Source organism: Erythrobacter sp. THAF29 (assembly GCF_009363635.1).
In the GTDB taxonomy this organism is placed as follows: Bacteria; Pseudomonadota; Alphaproteobacteria; order Sphingomonadales; family Sphingomonadaceae; genus Erythrobacter.
On the sequence record NZ_CP045392.1, the window covers coordinates 1,291,072 to 1,308,455 of the forward strand.

The window sequence follows — 17,384 nt, forward strand, 5'->3', positions numbered from 1 at the left end:
GAATGAGCGAGGCAGGGCGATTCGCCATATTCTCGCCTTATTTGTGCCACATTTTCGCCACAATGCAACCGTGATCAATGTTACAACATATCAATATCGAGGTAAGGAGAAGATAAGACAAGAAAAACCCCGCCGCACTATCAAGTGCGACGGGGCCTGAACCAGCCAAATGACGGGAGGCCATGACTGGTATCATTCTAAATACGTATCAGGCGTTTTCCGGGATGCGCTGTCCGTTCTCTGCGAGCTTCTCGCCCATTTTGAGCGCGCTCATCAGCGTGCTGGTGAAGGCTGGAATGTCGTCCGGATTGCGCGAGGTGATGAGATTGCCATCAACCGTTACAGTCTTGTCGACGACTTCGCCGCCTGCGTTCTTGAGGTCGGTGCGGATCGAGGGCCAGCCGGTGACGGTCTTGCCGTCGATGATCCCGGCTTCGGCAAGGAGCCACGGCGCATGGCAGATCGCGGCGATCGGCTTGTTCGCGCCATCGAACTGCTTGATTAGATCGATGACGGTATCGTTCATGCGCAGGATATCGGGGTTCATCTGTCCGCCGGGCAGCAGCAGCGCATCATAATCGCCTTCGGCTACCTCATCGACGGTGAGGTCGACCTTCACGCTGTCGCCCCAGTTCTTGTCTTTCCAGCCCTTTATCTCTCCATCGTCGAGGCTGGCGACGGTGACTTCGGCACCGGCTTCCTCCAGAAGCTTTTTCGGCTCCATCAATTCGGACTGTTCGAAGCCGTCGGTGGCAATGATCAGAATGCGTTTCATCGGTCTATCTCCTTGTTTGCGTGTTGTTTATTCAACGCATCGGTGCAGGGGCCGTTCCGGCGCGCACGGCAAGGCGTTGTTCGGCTTCGACAGAACGGGCCGGGGCGCGTTTCCCTGTGGAAATGACCCTCCCGCCCGCGCGCGACGCTTGCTAAGCGGGGGGCATGTCCGAAACCGAAATTCACGACGATTCCGAGCCGCCCAAGGACGAATTCGACGCAATTGTCGATGCACCGTTCGATGCCGCTCTTTCCGAACGCTACCTCGTTTATGCGCTCTCGACGATCACGGCTCGCTCGCTGCCCGACCTGCGCGACGGGCTGAAGCCGGTCCACCGCCGCCTGCTGTGGACCATGCGGCAGCTCAAGCTCGACCCGACGAGCACGTTCAAGAAAAGCGCCCGCGTCGTCGGCGAGGTCATCGGCAAATACCATCCGCACGGCGATACCGCCGCCTATGACGCGATGGTCCGCCTCGCTCAGGATTTTGCGCTGCGCTATCCGCTGGTCGAGGGGCAGGGGAATTTCGGCAATATCGACGGGGATAACGCGGCCGCCTACCGCTACACCGAAGCGCGCCTGACCAAGACGGCGATGCAGCTGATGGACGGGCTCGATGCCGGCACGGTCGATTTCATCCCGACCTATAACGGCGAGGAGCAGGAACCCGAACTGATGCCGGGCCTGTTCCCGAACCTGCTTGCCAACGGGGCAAGCGGGATCGCTGTGGGCATGGCGACCAATATCCCTTCGCACAACGTCGCCGAGATCATCGACGCGACGCTCGAACTGATCGACAATCCGCATGTCGAGCACGAACGCCTGATGGAATTGTTCCAGGGGCCGGATTTCCCCACGGGCGGGCAGATTATCGACAGCAAGGAGGCGATTTCCGAAGCCTATGCCACCGGGCGCGGATCGTTCCGCGTGCGCGGCGTGTTCGAGGCTCCGGAGGCGGACAAGCCCGAAGACCGTGCAGCCGGTATCGAGCGGCTCGGCGGCGGCCAGTGGCAGCTCGTGATCTCGGAAATCCCTTACCAGGTGCAAAAGGGCAAGCTGATCGAGCAGATCGCGCAGGCGATTGCCGACAAGAAGCTGCCGATCCTCGACGATGTCCGCGACGAATCCGACGAGACGATCCGCATCGTGCTGGTGCCCAAGAGCCGCAATGTCGATCCCGAACTGCTGAAGGAATCGATCTTCAAGCTCACCGATATGGAAACCCGTTTCGGGCTCAACATGAACGTGCTCGACGCGACGCGCACACCGATGGTGATGGGGCTGAAGGAACTGCTGGGCCACTGGACCGCATCGCAGATCGAGATCCTCCAGCGCCGCACGCGGCACCGGCTCGACCAGATCGCGCGGCGACTGGAACTCGTCGAGGGCTACATCATCGCCTTCCTCAATCTCGACCGCGTGATCGAGATTATCCGGACCGAGGACGAGCCCAAGCCGGTGATGATGGAGGAATTCAAGCTCACCGACCGGCAGGCCGAGGCGATCCTCAACATGCGGCTGCGCAGCTTGCGCAAGCTCGAGGAGATGCAGCTCAGGCAGGAAAAGGACGAACTGCTGGCAGAGCAGGACGACCTTACCAAGCTGCTCGATAGCCCGGCGCGCCAGCGCACGCGGCTCAAGAAGGACCTGCGCGCACTGCGCAAGGATTATGCCGAGGATACCAAGCTCGGCGCGCGCCGCACCCGGATCGAGGAAGCCGAAGCCACGGTCGAATTCTCGATGGATGCGATGATCGAAAAGGCACCGGTCACGGTCATATTGTCGCAGAAGGGCTGGATCCGCGCCGCGAGCGGCCATGTCCCGCTCGACCAGGAATTCAAATACAAGGAGGGCGACGAGCTCGCCTTCATCGCCCATGCGCACACGACCGACAAACTGCTGATCGCGGCAGGCAATGGGCGGTTTTACACATTGGGCTGCGACAAGCTGCCGAGCGCGCGCGGGTTTGGCGAACCGGTGCGCAGCATGATCGACCTCGAGGCCGATACCGGCATCGTGGGAATGCTGGTGCACAAGAAAGGCGGCAAGCTGCTGCTCGCATCCAGCATCGGCAAGGGCTTCGTCGCGGAGACCGACGAACTGCTCGCCGAAACGCGAAAAGGGCGACAAGTTGTCAACTTGAAAGGCGATGCCGAGCTGCGCGTAATCCGCGAGATCGGCGAGGGTGACGATCACGTCGCGTGCGTGGGCGAAAACCGCAAGCTGATCGTCTTCAACCTCGAGGAAATGCCGGTCATGACGCGCGGGCAGGGAGTGATGCTGCAACGATACCGCGACGGCGGGCTTAGCGATGCGACAACGTTCAAGCTGGGAGACGGCCTCAGCTGGCAGATGGGCGGTTCAGGCGAGCGCACCCGCACGGAAAACGAGATCTGGCAATGGAAAGTCGCTCGCGGCGCGGCCGGACGCTTGCCACCCCAGGGCTTTCCCAAGGACAACAGATTCTGATTTCTGCGCGCCCACCGGCGCGCGCTCTCCTCGCTCACGCGGTCTGAATGCCGGGCGGCCCTGCGGTCGCGGTCGCGAGCGTGCTCCGCTTTCCTTCAGCTACGTCGCAATTGAACCGTGTTTGAGGGCGCAAAACAAAAAAAGGGCCGGCAGGATCGCTCCCGCCGGCCCCTTGTTCGTTTGGTTGGCCTATGCCTTACATCGCAGCATCGTCAGCGGTTTCGCCGGCTGCTGCGGCCTGCTTTGCCTCGGCCTGTGCCGGGGTAAGGATTTCCGCGCCTTCGGGCACCTCAACGGTGTTTGCCGCAAGCTGTTCAGCCGAATAGAGCGCCATCAGGTTACCGTTCGCGTCGACTGCGAAAGCGTCGCGGGTAAGGGTGATGATGCCCGCATCGCTCTTGACGATCGCGGTGTCTGCATCGTCGACCGTGTAGACGACGCCTGCCGGCTGGCCGTCTGCGCTCATCACGGCGGCGCCTTCGACGAGCGCTGCGTCACGCTTGGCGTTGGCTTCGGCTTCCTGCGCAGCCATCATCCCATTGATCTGATCCTTGGTAGCGTTGATCGTCCACTGGCCTTCGCGCTCGGCAAGCAGGTTGCTCGGCAGCGGCGCCTTGTAGGTGCCGGTGTCGACGAGGACTGTGGCTCCGTCATTGCTTTCGACAACGCCTACTTCGGTGCCGTCAACCTGGCTGAAGACGGTCGTGCCGGGATCCTGGGCGGTAGCTGCGATCGGGGTCGCCGCCATGGCGGTGGCGAGGATAGCCAGCTTTGCAAACTTCATAACTCAAACTCTCCGTTGTTCAATCTCGTCGGATGGCCGCCGCAAACGGGAGGGCAGCGCTCACATAAGCGATGTCCGGTCCGGCGGGGCTGGACCACAATGTGGACACCGATAGCGATGGAAAGCGCGCACCCTAATAATGTGCGAAACGCGCGGTTGGCTCCCTTACGGGCTCCTGGGCCACGTGACAAGCACGCGACCTGTGGTGCCCTTATGGGAAAGCGCAAGTGAAGCTCGCCTTAACGTAAACGTCAAAGCGATTTCAGCTCCTTTTCGAGGATTTCGCGCACGCGCACCTCTTCTGGAAAACCTTCCGCAATCCACTGTCGCTCGACCGATTGGAGAATTCGGGCCACTTCGGGGCCAGCGGCGATTCCGCGTGAAACGATGTCGCGACCCCTGATAGGGAAGGAGGGGGCTTCCCATCTCTTCAGCACCCGCGCATCCGATCCAATCAGCAACAGACGGTTTATCGCGACGTCAACGCCCTCACGATAGGCGAGCGCTTTCGGATTGTCGGCATCGCTGTCGAGCCGCTCGGCAGTCGAAACCAGTACGCCGCGCTGCGCTTTCGAGAGACGCAGCCGGGCTGCGACGATTTCGGCGACATCGGGCGAAGGCGGGAGGAGAGCGGACAGGCGCCGGATCGGATCGGGCGGGAAACCTTGCTCGGCCTCGCGCGTGATGACATCGCGCATCAGCTCGACCTGGCGGAGGCTGGTTTCGGGCAGGATCACGCGCAGCACTGCGCGATTGTGCATGCGCTCCACTGTCTCGCCGGGGTCAGGCAGAGCGAGCAAATTGAGCAATTCGTCCGAAACGCGTTCGCGGCTGAGACCCTTGAGCGTTTCGGCCAGCTCGCTGCATGCTTCTTCGGCTTCCGGGTTCAGTTCTGACCCGAAGCGCGCCTGGAACCGATAATACCGAAGGATGCGCAAATGATCCTCGGCGATACGCTGCCGCGGGTCGCCGATAAAGCGCACGGTGCGCGCTGCGAGGTCATCGAGTCCGCAGAAGTAATCCGAGATTTCCAGGGTCTCGGGATGTGCGTATAGCGCGTTTATCGTGAAATCGCGCCGGGCGGCATCGTCTTTCCAGTTCCTCGCAAAAGCGACTGTCGCTCGTCTTCCGTCGGTCGAGACGTCATGGCGCAGCGTCGTGATTTCTACCGGTCCGTCCTCCAGGATCGCCGTCACCGTACCGTGATCTACCCCTGTGGGCACCGTGCGAATGCCTGCCTTGGCGCAAAGGTCGATCACCGCGTCGGGCAGGTGCATGGTCGCGCAGTCCACGTCCTGCACTTCCACACCGAGCAGCGTGTCGCGCACGGCGCCGCCGACCCAGCGGATCTGTTCTGCGCCTAGCGCCTCGGTTAGCGCGGCAAGCCCCGCTCTGCGCGGCCAGTCGGCAGTTTCCAGGGAACCGGGCAAGTCAGCAGCGCTCACACCAGTCCCTCCAGCGCTATCCGGCGCGATAGATTGGCGATGATCGCAGCAGTCACGCCCCAGATCCTGAAACCTTCGTAGTCCATTTCGAGATAGCGCCGGTTCGCCCCCTTCCAGAACACTTCGTTGGTGGTCCAGTTACTCCGATCGAGCAGCAGCGCAAGCGGCGCTTCGAACCATGCTTCCACTTCGGTCGGGTTGGGCACGAGTTCCAGACCATCGGGCACTACGCCGAGAACCGGGGTTACGGCAAAGCCTGTACCGGTCTGATAGAGGTCGCTCGCGCCGATCACGCGCACTTTCTCGCGCGAGAGCGCAAGCTCCTCCTCGGCCTCGCGCAGCGCTGCCGTCACCGCGTCTTCGCCCGGATCGATCTTGCCACCGGGAAAGGCGACCTGACCCGGATGACCGCGCATGTCGCGAGGGCGCTGCGTCAGAATGACACCCGGGTCATCGCGTTCGGTCACCGCGATCAGGACCGCGGCCGGTGTCGCACGGCCATCGGAGAATTGCGCGTCGGTCAGGAGGCCGCCCACGTCGCGCGCGTGACCTTCATCGAAGGAAGCCTTGAGGCGTTCGAAAAGGGTGCTCATGCGCGTGCGGGTGCCATGTTCAGGGCAACAACGAAAACATCGCGCCCTGACTGTGGACCATCAGGCCGTGTTCCAGATCGTCTCCGTTTGCGTCCATCGCAATCTGGGCAAGTTGTTCGTAGGTCGAACGGTTGAGCCGCGCTTCGCAGCCGCGCCGGACATGGAGATAGATGGCCGGCGTGTCGTGATCGCCCGCCGCGCGGATCGCATTTTCGGGTCCGGCAACGACCAGTTCGTCGGTGTTGAGCCGGAACGCGATTTCTCCATCTCGCATGACGCAATCGACCGCAACAAAGGCGGCGTCGTCGACTTCGATGCTGAGCTTTTCGAAGGGGGTCACAAGCCAGTGGGCGCCGCTTTCATCGCGGGTGAGGAGTCCGGAGAACGCGCGAACCATTGCCGGGCGGCGGATCGGCGAGCCTTCGTGAAACCACGTGCCATCGGCGGCGATGCGCATATTGCTCTCGCCCACCACTTCGGGCTTCCAGCCTTCGACAGGTGGCAGTTTGCGTTGTGCGACTTGCTCGGCAATTTCAGCGAGCCTCAGTTCGGCGAGATAGGGGGGAGGTTCGTAGGGCATGATCTGACAACGCGATGCCAGAGACCTGCGTTCCCGCCAAGGCTCAGTGGTAATTCAGTCCCGTCCGGCGATCCCGCCCGCAGGGTTCCACGGTCCGAGTACGCCCTCCTCCGGCATGGCCGATAGCGCCGCGCCGCGCGCCAGCAGGCGCTCCGGCTCATAAGGGCCGGGGCATCGCCAGCCGCCCGTCGAATTCGCGTTGAAGCCGAAGCGGCTGTAATAATCGGGGTCGCCGATCAGGACTTGCGGGAAAGAGGGCGATCCGTTCGCTGCCATTCTCGCTTCTGCATCGAGCATCGCCGCCATCAGCCCGTGGCCGAAGCCTTCGCCCTGCCGCTCGGGCAGCACCGCGACGGGGCCAACCATGACCAGCGGGACGGCATTGCCATCGTTGTCGATCAGAGCGACCGGCCAGCATTGGATCGTGCCGACCAACAACTCGCCCTCGTCGAGTGCGGCAAAGCTCAGCGTCTCCAGCCAGTCCATCCCTGCACGAATGCGATATGCCGTTCGGGCGTGGCGATCCGGCCCGAAGGCGCGGTCGAGAACCTCTTCGATCATGCCGGGTTCCACCGCCGATAGCGGGATCAGGGTTGCAGCCTCGCTAGCCATGGCGCGCGCGTTAGAGATTTCGCGGCACTATCCCAAGCAAAATCACATGCTGAGTTTGAGGACGCGTCCGCCGGGGCCGTCTTCCGCGATCCAGATGCTGCCATCGGGGCCTTGCTCGACCGACCGTATGCGGTTGTCGAACTTGTAACGCGCGGCCTCGCTCGCGTCCTCTCCGTCTAGCGTCACCCTGACGAGCGCCTGGGCGGCGAGACCCGCGATCAGCGCATCGCCTTTCCAGGGACCGAACATATCGCCCGAATAGATAATCATATCGCCCGGCGCGATCACCGGCGTCCAGTGCGCAGCGGGCTTCACGAAGCCATCGTCCTCGCTGTGATCGGTGATCGGTTCGCCGCTATAATGTTTGCCATAGGACCGCGTCGGCCAGCCATAATTCGCACCTTCGCGCACGAGGTTGAGTTCATCGCCCCCTGCCGGACCATGTTCGATTTCCCACAGGCGCCCTTGCGCGTCCCAGTCGATGCCGAGGATGTTGCGGTGGCCGTACGACCATATCTCCGCCGTCACCCCGCCTGCGTCTGCCATCGGATTACCCGCGGCGGGCGTGCCGTCGAGATTGAGGCGGACGATGGTGCCGAGCGTGTTCTCGGTGTCCTGCGCGGGATCGAGCTTCTGCCGGTCGCCGCTCGCGACGAACAGATATTCACCGTCAGGCGAGAAGGTAATGCGGTGCGAATAGTGCCCGCGTCCGGTCGCCTTCGGGGCCTGCCGCCAGATTACATCGAGCCCTTCGATTGCGCATGCATCGGCCACTTCGCAGGTCAGCGTCCCGCGCCCGACTACCGCACCAGCCGTGTCGCCCTCGCCCGCTTCGGCCCAGCTGAGATAGATCGTGCGGCTGCCAAGCTTGTCAGAGCTTTCGGATTCCAGGAACGCGATATCGCCAAAGCCGCCCTGGCCTGCATATTCGACTTCCGGAACGCCGGTGACCGTACCCATCCGGCCGCTTGCCGTGTCGATGAACTTCATCGTCCCGGCTTTTTCGCTGACGAACAGCAGGCCGGTGCCCGGCGCGAATTCGATGGCCCAGGGGCGTTCGAACTCGCCCATCTCTGTCACAGTGAAGTCGGCATCGCCGGCAGGAGTGGTCTGGGCGCTATCCCCCGATTCAGCGGCAGCGCAGCTTGCGAGCGCAAGGGCGGGGAGGGAAAGTGCGAGCGGAAGTTTGGGAAATTGGGTCATGGAATTGCTAACTCCCGAAAGTGAGATCGATGCCGGCCGATTCTTGATCGGTGTCGATGAAGCGGGCCGCGGGCCATTGGCGGGACCGGTCGTAGCCGCAGCCGTGGTGCTGGGCGAAGACGTACCCAAGGGTCTCGACGATTCCAAGAAGTTATCCGCCAAGAGGCGTGCGGCGCTCGACGAAGAGATACGGGCAAGCTGCCGTTGGGCGGTCGCGGTGATCGAGCCTGAAGAGATCGACCGGCTCAATATCTTCCAGGCGACGATGGAGGCGATGACCCGTTGTGTCTCAGATCTCACGGCACGATGCAGCGGCGAATGCGAGGTCCTGATCGACGGCAACATGACACCGGAGGGAAGGCGCCCTGCATGGCGCTGGAGAGCGCGCGCAATCGTCGGCGGTGACGGGATCGAACCAGCGATCAGCGCAGCATCGATCATCGCGAAGGAGTGGCGCGACCGGTTGATGATCGCGGCGGCGGAGGTGCATCCGCATTACGGCTGGGAGCGGAACAAGGGATATGGAACCGCTGAGCATATGGAGGCGTTGCGCGTGCATGGTCCCACTCCAATGCACCGCCATTCCTTCGCACCGGTCGCTCAAGCCACTTTGCTCTAGAGCGGCCATCGCCTAAGCGCGCATCCCATGCTCGAAGCGATTCTTCTCAGCCTTGCCGGCCTTGCAGGCCTAGCCATCGGCGGCGAACTTCTGGTGCGGGGCGCTGTTGGCATCGCCCGAAAGCTTGGCGTCTCGACACTCTTTACTGGCCTCGTGATCGTAGGCTTTGCGACCTCGATGCCGGAAATGGTTGCCAGCGTGCAGGCCGCGCTGGCCGGTTCGCCCGAGATCGCATGGGGCAATATCGTCGGCTCGAACCTCGCGAACACTTTGCTGATCCTCGGCGTGTCGGCATTGGTGATGCCGATCGTGCTCACAGGTGTCGGCCGGCGCGATGCGGTCGTGGCGCTGGCAGCGACGCTGCTGCTGTGGCTGCTGATCTGGTCGCAGATTGGCGGACGCTGGATCGGGATCGGGCTGCTTGGCCTCATTCTGGTTTATATTGTCTGGCGCTACCGCCATCCGGGTCAGGCACCGATAGACGACCATGGAGATGAGGCTCCCGGCAAGGCATGGGTCGCAGCGCTCCTGTTCGTTTCAGGCCTTGCTATCCTTGTGGGCGGAGGCAACGCCCTGGTTACTGGTGCGATAAGCCTTGCGACGATCTTCCGCGTTCCCGAAACCGTGATCGGGCTCACGGTGGTCGCGGTCGGCACGTCACTGCCTGAACTCGCTGCCTCGATCGCAGCGGCGCTGCGCGGAAAGCCGGGTCTAGCTCTCGGCAACGTTGTCGGCTCGAATATCTACAACATCCTGCTGATCGGCGGCGCCACAATGAGCATCGCGCCCTTTGCGTTGCCATTCGATCTGGTCGGACTGCAGATGGCGCTGCTGACGGCGAGCGCGGTGCTGCTGCTCATACTGCTGTGGCGGGGAAAGCGGATCGGACGGGCGCTCGGAGCGCTGCTGGTCGCCGCATTCGTCGGCAACATCGTTCTCGTTTTCAGCTAAATCGCGCCAGCGAGTCTTTCGCGCAACACCCCTTCATATCGAGTCCGGCTCAACCAATCGGACTCAAGATATTGTGCCGATCCCCTTTCGTTCTGCACAGCGCACGGGATGCTTTACGCCGCGTTAACCATAGCGCTTCAGAATCTCTGCTTGACGGGGAGTCCGCTTGGACTCACCCTGTGGATAAGTTTGGGTAGTTGCTATCAGGGAATTTCAAGTGGGCGTGATGGAGAATGCGAAGGTGCAGACCAAAGGTGCTGTAAAGGCACCGAAAAAGGCGCGCCCAGATGTGAAAGCGCTGCTGCCGCTTGGCGCGATCCTAGATGGCGACTGTATCGAGGCCATGCGTTCGCTGCCCGACAATTCGATCGACTGCGTGTTCGCGGATCCGCCCTACAACCTTCAGCTCGGCGGCGATCTCAACCGCCCGGACGGAAGCGAAGTCGATGCGGTCAACGATCACTGGGACCAGTTCGAAAGCTTCCGCGCCTACGATGAATTCACCCGCGCCTGGCTCACCGAAGCGCGCCGGGTTCTCAAGCCAGACGGCGCGTTGTGGGTCATCGGCAGCTATCACAACATCTACCGTGTGGGCGCGATCCTGCAGGATCTCGGCTTCTGGATTCTCAACGATATCGTGTGGCGCAAGACCAATCCAATGCCCAATTTCAAGGGCACGCGGTTCACCAATGCGCACGAGACGCTGATCTGGGCGAGCATGGGCGAAAAGGCGCGCTACCACTTCAACTATCGTGCGATGAAGACGCTGAACGACGAGCTCCAGATGCGCAGCGACTGGGTGCTGCCGATCTGTTCAGGGGGCGAGCGCCTGAAGGAAAATGGCAAGAAAGCGCATCCAACGCAAAAGCCCGAAAGCCTGCTCTACCGCGTGCTGCTTGCAACGACCGAAACCGGCGATGTTGTGCTCGACCCGTTTTTCGGAACAGGTACGACTGGCGCGGTCGCCAAGCGCCTCGGCCGCGAATGGATCGGATGCGAGCGCGAGGATTTTTACCGCGGCGTTGCGATGAAGCGGATCGAGAAGGAACTTCCTCTCGATGAAAGCGCACTCAAGACCATGCAGTCGAAAAAGGCCGCGCCGCGCGTTGCTTTCGGCGCGCTGGTCGAAAACGGCCTGATCCCGCCGGGCACGCAGGTGTTCGACAAAAAACGCCGTTGGATCGCTACCGTACGCGCAGACGGGTCGCTCGAATACGAGGGCAAGACAGGCTCGATCCACGGGCTCGGCAAAGACTTGCAGGATGCGCCAAGCTGCAATGGCTGGACATTCTGGCACTATGAGAATGGCGGGGAAGTCAAACCCGTCGACGCTGCTCGCCAACTCTTTTTGCTGGCCAACGAAGACTAAGCGCCGTTCGTCGATTACTGCGACTGATTATCGTTAAGGCGCCACGGTTCGCCGTATCGGCCTGCAACCATTCATGTTTCCTCGTCGTTATCTCGCTGATCTCGCGCACCTACCCCCCTAAGCGCGAGGCAACGAGAAGAGGAATCTCATGAAGTATAAGCACAAATATTCTCTCACCCCGATTGCCATTGCGGCGCTCGTCGCATTCCCCACCGCAGCTCTTGCCGATGGCCCCTATGTGGGTGTCAGCGGCGGTGTCGTGCTCCCCGAAGACAGCTCGAATGCGGGCGAATTCGACGCCGACGTACCCGCCACGCCCGATTTCGGCGCAATTCCAGCTGGAACCGAAGTCGGTTGGGAAACGCAGTTCGACACCGGCTTCGCGATCAGCGGCCAAGCCGGATATGCCTTCGAAAACGGTTTCCGCCTCGAAGCCGAAGTCGCCTACTCCGAATACGACGTTGACACACACACCGGCCTCACTGTCGGCGGTGCGAACATCGATGGCGCAGACGTTGCGATCCTCACCCGCGGCGCAGCTGACCCCGCCAACCCAACGGTCGGTGCAGTAATCGCCGACGGGCAGGGCAAGGTCACCAATTTCGGCCTGTTCGGCAACGTGTTCTATGACATCAACACCGGCAGCGCGTTCAAGCCCTATGTCGGCGGCGGTATTGGCTATCAGTGGGTCGATGTCGACTACATGCCCTCGGGCGTGGCTGTAGGAGCCGATGAAGATGGCACATTCGCCTATCAGCTGATGGCGGGCGCAAGCTTCGAAGTGTCCGACAATTTCGAAATCTTCGGTCAGTACACCTGGCGCGACAGCACCGAGGAAGCGGAAATCCCGCTTACGCTCGTGCCCGCGACGCTTGGAGTCGAGAGCTCGCAGTCGATCATCTCGGCTGGCGTGCGTGTCGGCTTCGGCGGTTAACCGGTCAAGGATAATCCTGCAAAATGAGGGGCCGCGCGGCGAAGCGCGGCCCCTTTTTCATTGGCGGCCTCCGGTTTGTACGCAGCTTCGAGCCCGCAGCAGTTTCCAGCGAACGCCATTTGTCTCTAAAGCGCTGGACGAGTTCTCTTTCCAAGCCAGCCAGGGACCAGCATGACCGCATCAGTCTATCTCCACCCCATTGCGTTAGCCTCCGGGCCGCAGGCCGAAGACGGCGCGGCGATCCGGCTCGGCGGCTCGATGGCCTATGCCAGCCGCTTTGCGCTTGTCGTGCGCGAAGGTGCGCAGGCAACACAGCGCATCCTGTTCGGTGCGCGCGGGTTCGAAGACGCGCTTGAAGCCATCGAATTCGGTCTTCATGCGGAGGCACAGCGCCAATGGGCGAACCTCCAGAAAAGCCATGCTCCCTTGCAGGCGGGCGAGCGCACCATTCGGCTCGACCAGCCGCAGGTTATGGGCGTGCTCAATGTGACGCCCGACAGCTTTTCCGATGGCGGGGAATTCCTCGAAAAGCCCGATGCGGGGCAGGCGCACGCAGCGCAGATGCTCGAAGCGGGCGCGGCCATCATAGACATTGGCGGCGAGAGCACACGCCCAGGCGCGGCGGCCACCTGGGAGGGCGACGAGAAGGACCGTGTGCTCCCGGCGGTCGAATATTGCGCGAATATGGGGGCCGCAATCAGCGTCGATACGAGGCGTGCCGGCGTGCTCGAAGCGGCGCTCGAAGCTGGCGCTCACGTCGCCAACGATGTGTCGGCGCTGCGCTATGATCCGCGTATGGTCGAACTTGTCGCCAATAGCGGCTGCCCGGTAATCCTGATGCACGCGCCGGGTGCGGGCGAAGATCTCCACGATGGTGGCGAATATGTCGATGTGGTGAGCGAGGTGTTCGATTTCCTGAAAGGCGCGCGCGAACGCGCGATCGTGGGCGGGATTGCGGAGGAGCGGATAATGCTCGATCCCGGCATCGGCTTCGGCAAGACGCTCGCCGACAATCTCGCGCTCATCAATGCGCTGCCGCTTTTCCATGCGCTCGGGAGCCCGCTGCTTCTTGGCGTGAGCCGAAAGCGGATGATCGGCGCGCTCTCGAACGAGGAAGCGGCGCACGAGCGGCTCGGCGGCTCGATTGCACTGGCGATGAAGGGGATGGATGCGGGCATACACATGCTGCGCGTTCACGACGTGAAGGAGACGGTGCAGGCCCGCAATGTCTGGCGCGGCCTGCGTGATGCGGCGCTTACCGATTTCGCGCAGCTGCCGGCCGATTGAGGCACTTGCCAAGCGCGTCGCTATTCCGTCATGAGCGGCGCGCAACGAGGGGCTCTGACCCCGCTCCACAAAAGGATTCGCCCATGTGCCGCCTCTCGCTTCTCGCCCTTTCAACCGTCGCACTCGGCATTTCGGCCACACCGCTGTTGGCCGATAATCACCACGGCGAGAACATTCAGGGGAAACCGCACCACATGCATGGCGCGATGCATGGTGACGGGCATGTGCCGATGTATGCCGAGGACCTGCTTGCGGCCTACTACGCCAAGCTCGAAAAGCGGGTCGATCTGCCGGTGGCACCGGCCAATGTTTCGCTCTCGCCCGATGCAACGATCACGCGGCTCGCCTTCGGAAGCTGCAACCACCAGCTTCGACCGCAGACCTACTGGGCGACGATTGCCGAGACCGACCCGGACCTGTTTCTATTTATCGGAGACAACAATTACGGTGACCAGGGGTGGGACGGCGATGCTGCGCTGACCACCCTTCGCAAAGCCTACAAGGTACAGGCCGAGACGGCGGAGCTAGCGGCTTTCCGTTCGCAGGTACCGATGATGATCACGTGGGACGACCACGATTACGGCTTTAACGACGGCGGCGGCAGTTTCGCGTTCAAGGGGTGGGCCGAGACTATCTTCGAGACTTTCTGGAATGCATCGGACGAAGTGAAATCGCGCCCCGGCATCTACGAAAGCCGCATGTTCGGCGAGAAGGGTAAACGAACGCAGGTGATCATGCTCGACACCCGCTTTTTCCGGTCCGACCTGGAGACGATGCCCTATCAGATGAACCGTCCTGCGCTGGGGCCCTATCAACCCAGCGATAACGCGTCGAAAACGATGCTGGGCGAGAGCCAATGGCAGTGGCTCGAGCAGGAGCTCGCAAAGCCCGCAGACCTGCGCATCGTCGTCTCTTCGATCCAGGTCATCACCGACGCGCACAACTATGAGGCGTGGGAGAACCTGCCGCTCGAACGCCAAAAGCTCTATGCGATGCTCGCGGGCCGCGAGGAGAGCGGGCTGGTGCTGCTCTCGGGCGACCGCCATGCAGGCGGCATCTACTCCGATACACCCGAGGCTGCCGGAGGCGAGCAGGTGTGGGAGCTCACCAGTTCCTCGCTTAATTACTCGTTCTCATCGACCGAGCGGAACACCGCGCGCGAGCCCGATCCCAAGCGCCTTACCGATTTCATCTCGGAAGAGAATTTCGGTCTCGTCGAGATCGACTGGGCGGCGAAGACCTTCACGATGAGCCTGCGCGGCGCGACGGAAGGCGAAACGCGGGTAACTCGCACCGTCGGCTGGTGACGCGCTAGAGCGTGAACCCTCCGTCCGAGACGAGGACGTGGCCGGTGATATTCGATCCGGCGTCGGACAACATGTAGAGGATGTCGCTGGCGATCTGATCGGGGGTGGCGAACCGGCCCGAAGGCGTGGTCGAAGCCATGGCCTTGAGCGTCGCCTCGCGCCCCTGTGCTGCAACGGAGCGGCGGAAGTCTTCCGATGAGTCCCAGATGTTGGTGTCGACCCCGCCCGGCGCGATGGCGTTGACGCGGATGCCTTGCGCCGCACCGTCGAGCGCGGCTATCCGAGCCATGTGCGCCACCGCGGCCTTGGACACCCCGTAAGGGCCGATCCCGCCAATGGCTTTCACGCCGGTGGTGGAGGATACCACGACCGCGCTGCCGCCTTTGCCCTTCATCGCGCGCATCGAAGCAGCGAGGGTCAGAAACGCGCCATCAAGATTGACGTCCATCACACGCCGCCAGTCGGCAAAGCTGACCTCGCCCAAGGGTCCGCCAGCTCCGATCCCGGCGTTGACGACGGCGTGATCGAGGCCGGCAAGCCTGGGTTCTAGATCCTGCCACAGCGCTTCGTCGGCGACGCTGCCGACCACGCGCTCCACCTCGCAATCGAGATCGAGCGCGTCGAGGCCGTCCGCGTTCACGTCGACGAGGATGAGCTTCGCGGCACCCCTTTCTGCAAGCGCCTTTGCGCAGGCCGCGCCTATGCCCGAACCAGCGCCGGTGACAAGCGCGGTGCGATCTTCGAAGTCTTTGAGAATTGTCATGCCGATCCGCTAGGCGGATACGCGGGGTGCATCAAGCCGCGTTGTCGATGCCGAGATCGGAAAGCTTGCGATAAAGCGTCGAGCGCCCGATGCCGAGGCGGCGGGCAACTTCGGTCATGCGGCCCCGATAGTGACCGATGGCAAGGCGAATAACGTCGGCCTCGATCTCCTCGAGCGGACGCAGGTTGCCGTCTTCGGTGTAAAGCATGATGCCCACACCTTCGTGCGTGGCGGACAGGGGATCGCTTTCGACCTCGCCGAGCATCTCGGAAAGCTGCGGGAAGCTTTCTTCGGTAAGCGTGTTGCCCTCGCAATAAACGGCTGCGCGAAACAGCACCGATTGCAGCTGCCGGACATTGCCGGGCCATTCGTAGGCGGAGAGCAGCGCCAGAGCGCTGTCGGAAACCGAAAGGTGACGGAGGCCTGGCTGCTCACCGATCCGGCCAAGGAAATGGCGGGCAAGGGCGGGAATGTCGCCAGTGCGCTCGCGCAGCGGCGGGAGGCTGATCACCGTGGTGCTCAGGCGCTCGGCAAGCGCTTTGTCGAAATGGCCGGCTTCGACCAGCGCGCCAAGCCCGATATTGCTCGCGACAAGCAGCCGTACATCGACGCGGAAACCATGAGCCGCGCCAACCGGACGGACAATGCCGCTTTCGAAGGCTTCGGCCAGCCGCTCCTGGAGATGCGGGGTCAGGCGATCGACCTCATCGAGGACAAGCGTGCCGCCGTCGCATTGCTGGAGCGCGCCGATCTGGCGGTCGAAGGCGCCGGGAAAGGCATTGGGCTCATGCCCGAACAGCACCGATTCGACAGAGTTGGGCGGTACGCTCGCGACATTGATGATGCGGAGCGGTTCTTTTGCGCGGGGCGAGGCGGCGTGCATCGCGCGCATCAGCATTTCCTTGCCCGTGCCGCTTTCGCCTTCGATCACTACATGGCTGTGTCCGCGCGCAGCCTTTGCCGCCTTGGCGAGCGCGGTGCGAAACTTGGGTGCGGTGCCGATCATCGCATCGAAATCGAGCGTCGCGGTCATTTTCTCGGTCAGCGGTGCGAGCTCGTCACGCGGGGTTTCGCGGGTGGTGACGGTGCGAAGCGCTTCCATCAGCCTGTCGGGCGAGACGGGCTTCACAAGGTAGTCGCTCGCGCCCGCACGCATCGCTTCGACCGCGAGGACCGGCGATGAGGAAGTGGTGAGCATCAGGATCGGAAGCGCCGGGCGGCGTTCCTTGAGCTCGGCGATAAGCGAGCAGGCATCGTCGCCGGGCACCCACTGATCGAGCAGGATCGCGGAAAGCTGCATGCCTTCGCGTGTGCCGAGGATAGCGATCGCGGTTTCGGCATCCTTCGCGATAACGGTGCGCCAGCCATCGCGCGCGGCGATGGCCGAGATCAAGCGGCTCTGTGCCGGCTCATCGTCGATCAGCATCACCAGGCGCGATTCATGGCGCTCATCTTCCTGAGCGTCATCGGGCGCTTCGATATGCGAATCCAGATCCGACATAGGCCTAGGCCGCGCATTCCCTCACCGCCCCGGCAATCGCCCCGGGGTTTGACGTCGCACGACCGTAGGCAGATTGGGTAAAGACGGAATTAAGGCTGATTGCGGTTTCGCCGCTTTTTTCGCGCAGACCGTCCTTCCACGCCCTGTCACAAGAGTGGGCTTGAGTGCGGGCGCGCAGCGCGATACGGCCCTA

The 17,384-nt window shown here is 62.5% G+C and carries 16 protein-coding genes; 7 read left to right on the forward strand and 9 right to left on the reverse strand.

Annotation, left to right across the window (positions count from 1 at the left end; genetic code table 11):
- Nucleotides 1-208: 208 nt before the first annotated feature.
- Nucleotides 209-775, reverse strand: a complete 567-nt coding sequence (locus tag FIU90_RS06280) for a type 1 glutamine amidotransferase domain-containing protein (RefSeq protein WP_152434006.1) — start codon at nt 773-775, stop codon at nt 209-211.
- A gap of 164 nt (nt 776-939) precedes the next feature.
- Between FIU90_RS06280 and parC the strand changes: the two genes are divergently transcribed.
- On the forward strand, nt 940-3,243 hold the full coding sequence (gene parC, locus FIU90_RS06285; RefSeq protein WP_152434007.1) for a DNA topoisomerase IV subunit A: 2,304 nt from the start codon (nt 940-942) through the stop codon (nt 3,241-3,243).
- Between the two features lie 196 nt (nt 3,244-3,439).
- On the opposite strand, the gene FIU90_RS06290 is transcribed toward parC, so the two are convergent.
- From FIU90_RS06290 to FIU90_RS06315, 6 genes are all read right to left on the reverse strand, one after another.
- Complete coding sequence (locus tag FIU90_RS06290) at nt 3,440-4,027, reverse strand: hypothetical protein (RefSeq protein WP_152434008.1); 588 nt, start codon at nt 4,025-4,027, stop codon at nt 3,440-3,442.
- A 251-nt stretch (nt 4,028-4,278) separates the two neighbouring features.
- A complete protein-coding gene (locus tag FIU90_RS06295) occupies nt 4,279-5,457 on the reverse strand; it encodes a CCA tRNA nucleotidyltransferase (RefSeq protein WP_152434009.1) in 1,179 nt (392 codons plus the stop codon).
- Between the two features lie 11 nt (nt 5,458-5,468).
- The gene (locus FIU90_RS06300) at nt 5,469-6,065 is read right to left on the reverse strand and encodes a CoA pyrophosphatase (RefSeq protein WP_152434010.1); all 597 of its coding nucleotides are present in this window, start codon (nt 6,063-6,065) and stop codon (nt 5,469-5,471) included.
- A 19-nt stretch (nt 6,066-6,084) separates the two neighbouring features.
- A complete protein-coding gene (locus FIU90_RS06305; protein WP_152434011.1) occupies nt 6,085-6,645 on the reverse strand; it encodes a DUF1285 domain-containing protein in 561 nt (186 codons plus the stop codon).
- A gap of 54 nt (nt 6,646-6,699) precedes the next feature.
- Nucleotides 6,700-7,257, reverse strand: coding sequence for a GNAT family N-acetyltransferase (locus FIU90_RS06310; protein ID WP_152434012.1), 558 nt, complete (start codon nt 7,255-7,257; stop codon nt 6,700-6,702).
- A 42-nt stretch (nt 7,258-7,299) separates the two neighbouring features.
- Complete coding sequence (locus FIU90_RS06315) at nt 7,300-8,460, reverse strand: PQQ-dependent sugar dehydrogenase (RefSeq protein WP_152434013.1); 1,161 nt, start codon at nt 8,458-8,460, stop codon at nt 7,300-7,302.
- On the opposite strand from FIU90_RS06315, the gene FIU90_RS06320 reads away from it, so the two are divergent.
- From FIU90_RS06320 to FIU90_RS06345, 6 genes are all read left to right on the forward strand, one after another.
- Nucleotides 8,459-9,079 (forward strand): ribonuclease HII, encoded by a 621-nt coding sequence (locus tag FIU90_RS06320; RefSeq protein ID WP_152434014.1) that lies wholly within the window; start codon nt 8,459-8,461, stop codon nt 9,077-9,079. The genes FIU90_RS06315 and FIU90_RS06320 overlap by 2 nt on opposite strands.
- A gap of 27 nt (nt 9,080-9,106) precedes the next feature.
- Complete coding sequence (locus FIU90_RS06325) at nt 9,107-10,030, forward strand: calcium/sodium antiporter (RefSeq protein ID WP_152434015.1); 924 nt, start codon at nt 9,107-9,109, stop codon at nt 10,028-10,030.
- 217 nt (nt 10,031-10,247) lie between these two features.
- Complete coding sequence (locus FIU90_RS06330; protein WP_305038600.1) at nt 10,248-11,399, forward strand: site-specific DNA-methyltransferase; 1,152 nt, start codon at nt 10,248-10,250, stop codon at nt 11,397-11,399.
- Nucleotides 11,400-11,547: 148 nt separating this feature from the next.
- Nucleotides 11,548-12,333, forward strand: coding sequence for an outer membrane protein (locus FIU90_RS06335; RefSeq protein ID WP_152434016.1), 786 nt, complete (start codon nt 11,548-11,550; stop codon nt 12,331-12,333).
- Nucleotides 12,334-12,504: 171 nt separating this feature from the next.
- Nucleotides 12,505-13,620, forward strand: a complete 1,116-nt coding sequence (gene folP, locus FIU90_RS06340; RefSeq protein ID WP_152434017.1) for a dihydropteroate synthase — start codon at nt 12,505-12,507, stop codon at nt 13,618-13,620.
- Between the two features lie 83 nt (nt 13,621-13,703).
- A complete protein-coding gene (locus FIU90_RS06345) occupies nt 13,704-14,927 on the forward strand; it encodes an alkaline phosphatase D family protein (RefSeq protein WP_152434018.1) in 1,224 nt (407 codons plus the stop codon).
- A 4-nt stretch (nt 14,928-14,931) separates the two neighbouring features.
- Here FIU90_RS06345 and FIU90_RS06350 read toward each other — a convergent pair whose 3' ends face one another.
- A complete protein-coding gene (locus tag FIU90_RS06350; RefSeq protein WP_152434019.1) occupies nt 14,932-15,690 on the reverse strand; it encodes an SDR family NAD(P)-dependent oxidoreductase in 759 nt (252 codons plus the stop codon).
- A gap of 31 nt (nt 15,691-15,721) precedes the next feature.
- On the reverse strand, nt 15,722-17,191 hold the full coding sequence (locus FIU90_RS06355) for a sigma-54 dependent transcriptional regulator (RefSeq protein ID WP_152434020.1): 1,470 nt from the start codon (nt 17,189-17,191) through the stop codon (nt 15,722-15,724).
- Nucleotides 17,192-17,384 lie beyond the last annotated feature (193 nt).

Coding starts and splice junctions, on each gene's coding strand:
- FIU90_RS06320 (WP_152434014.1), top strand. CDS start 8,459: ATGGAATTGCTAACTCCCGAAAGTGAGATCGATGCCGGCCGATTCTTG.
- FIU90_RS06310 (WP_152434012.1), bottom strand. CDS start 7,257: ATGGCTAGCGAGGCTGCAACCCTGATCCCGCTATCGGCGGTGGAACCC.
- FIU90_RS06345 (WP_152434018.1), top strand. CDS start 13,704: ATGTGCCGCCTCTCGCTTCTCGCCCTTTCAACCGTCGCACTCGGCATT.
- FIU90_RS06335 (WP_152434016.1), top strand. CDS start 11,548: ATGAAGTATAAGCACAAATATTCTCTCACCCCGATTGCCATTGCGGCG.
- FIU90_RS06350 (WP_152434019.1), bottom strand. CDS start 15,690: ATGACAATTCTCAAAGACTTCGAAGATCGCACCGCGCTTGTCACCGGC.
- folP (WP_152434017.1), top strand. CDS start 12,505: ATGACCGCATCAGTCTATCTCCACCCCATTGCGTTAGCCTCCGGGCCG.
- FIU90_RS06300 (WP_152434010.1), bottom strand. CDS start 6,065: ATGAGCACCCTTTTCGAACGCCTCAAGGCTTCCTTCGATGAAGGTCAC.
- parC (WP_152434007.1), top strand. CDS start 940: ATGTCCGAAACCGAAATTCACGACGATTCCGAGCCGCCCAAGGACGAA.
- FIU90_RS06315 (WP_152434013.1), bottom strand. CDS start 8,460: ATGACCCAATTTCCCAAACTTCCGCTCGCACTTTCCCTCCCCGCCCTT.
- FIU90_RS06325 (WP_152434015.1), top strand. CDS start 9,107: ATGCTCGAAGCGATTCTTCTCAGCCTTGCCGGCCTTGCAGGCCTAGCC.
- FIU90_RS06280 (WP_152434006.1), bottom strand. CDS start 775: ATGAAACGCATTCTGATCATTGCCACCGACGGCTTCGAACAGTCCGAA.
- FIU90_RS06355 (WP_152434020.1), bottom strand. CDS start 17,191: ATGTCGGATCTGGATTCGCATATCGAAGCGCCCGATGACGCTCAGGAA.
- FIU90_RS06305 (WP_152434011.1), bottom strand. CDS start 6,645: ATGCCCTACGAACCTCCCCCCTATCTCGCCGAACTGAGGCTCGCTGAA.
- FIU90_RS06290 (WP_152434008.1), bottom strand. CDS start 4,027: ATGAAGTTTGCAAAGCTGGCTATCCTCGCCACCGCCATGGCGGCGACC.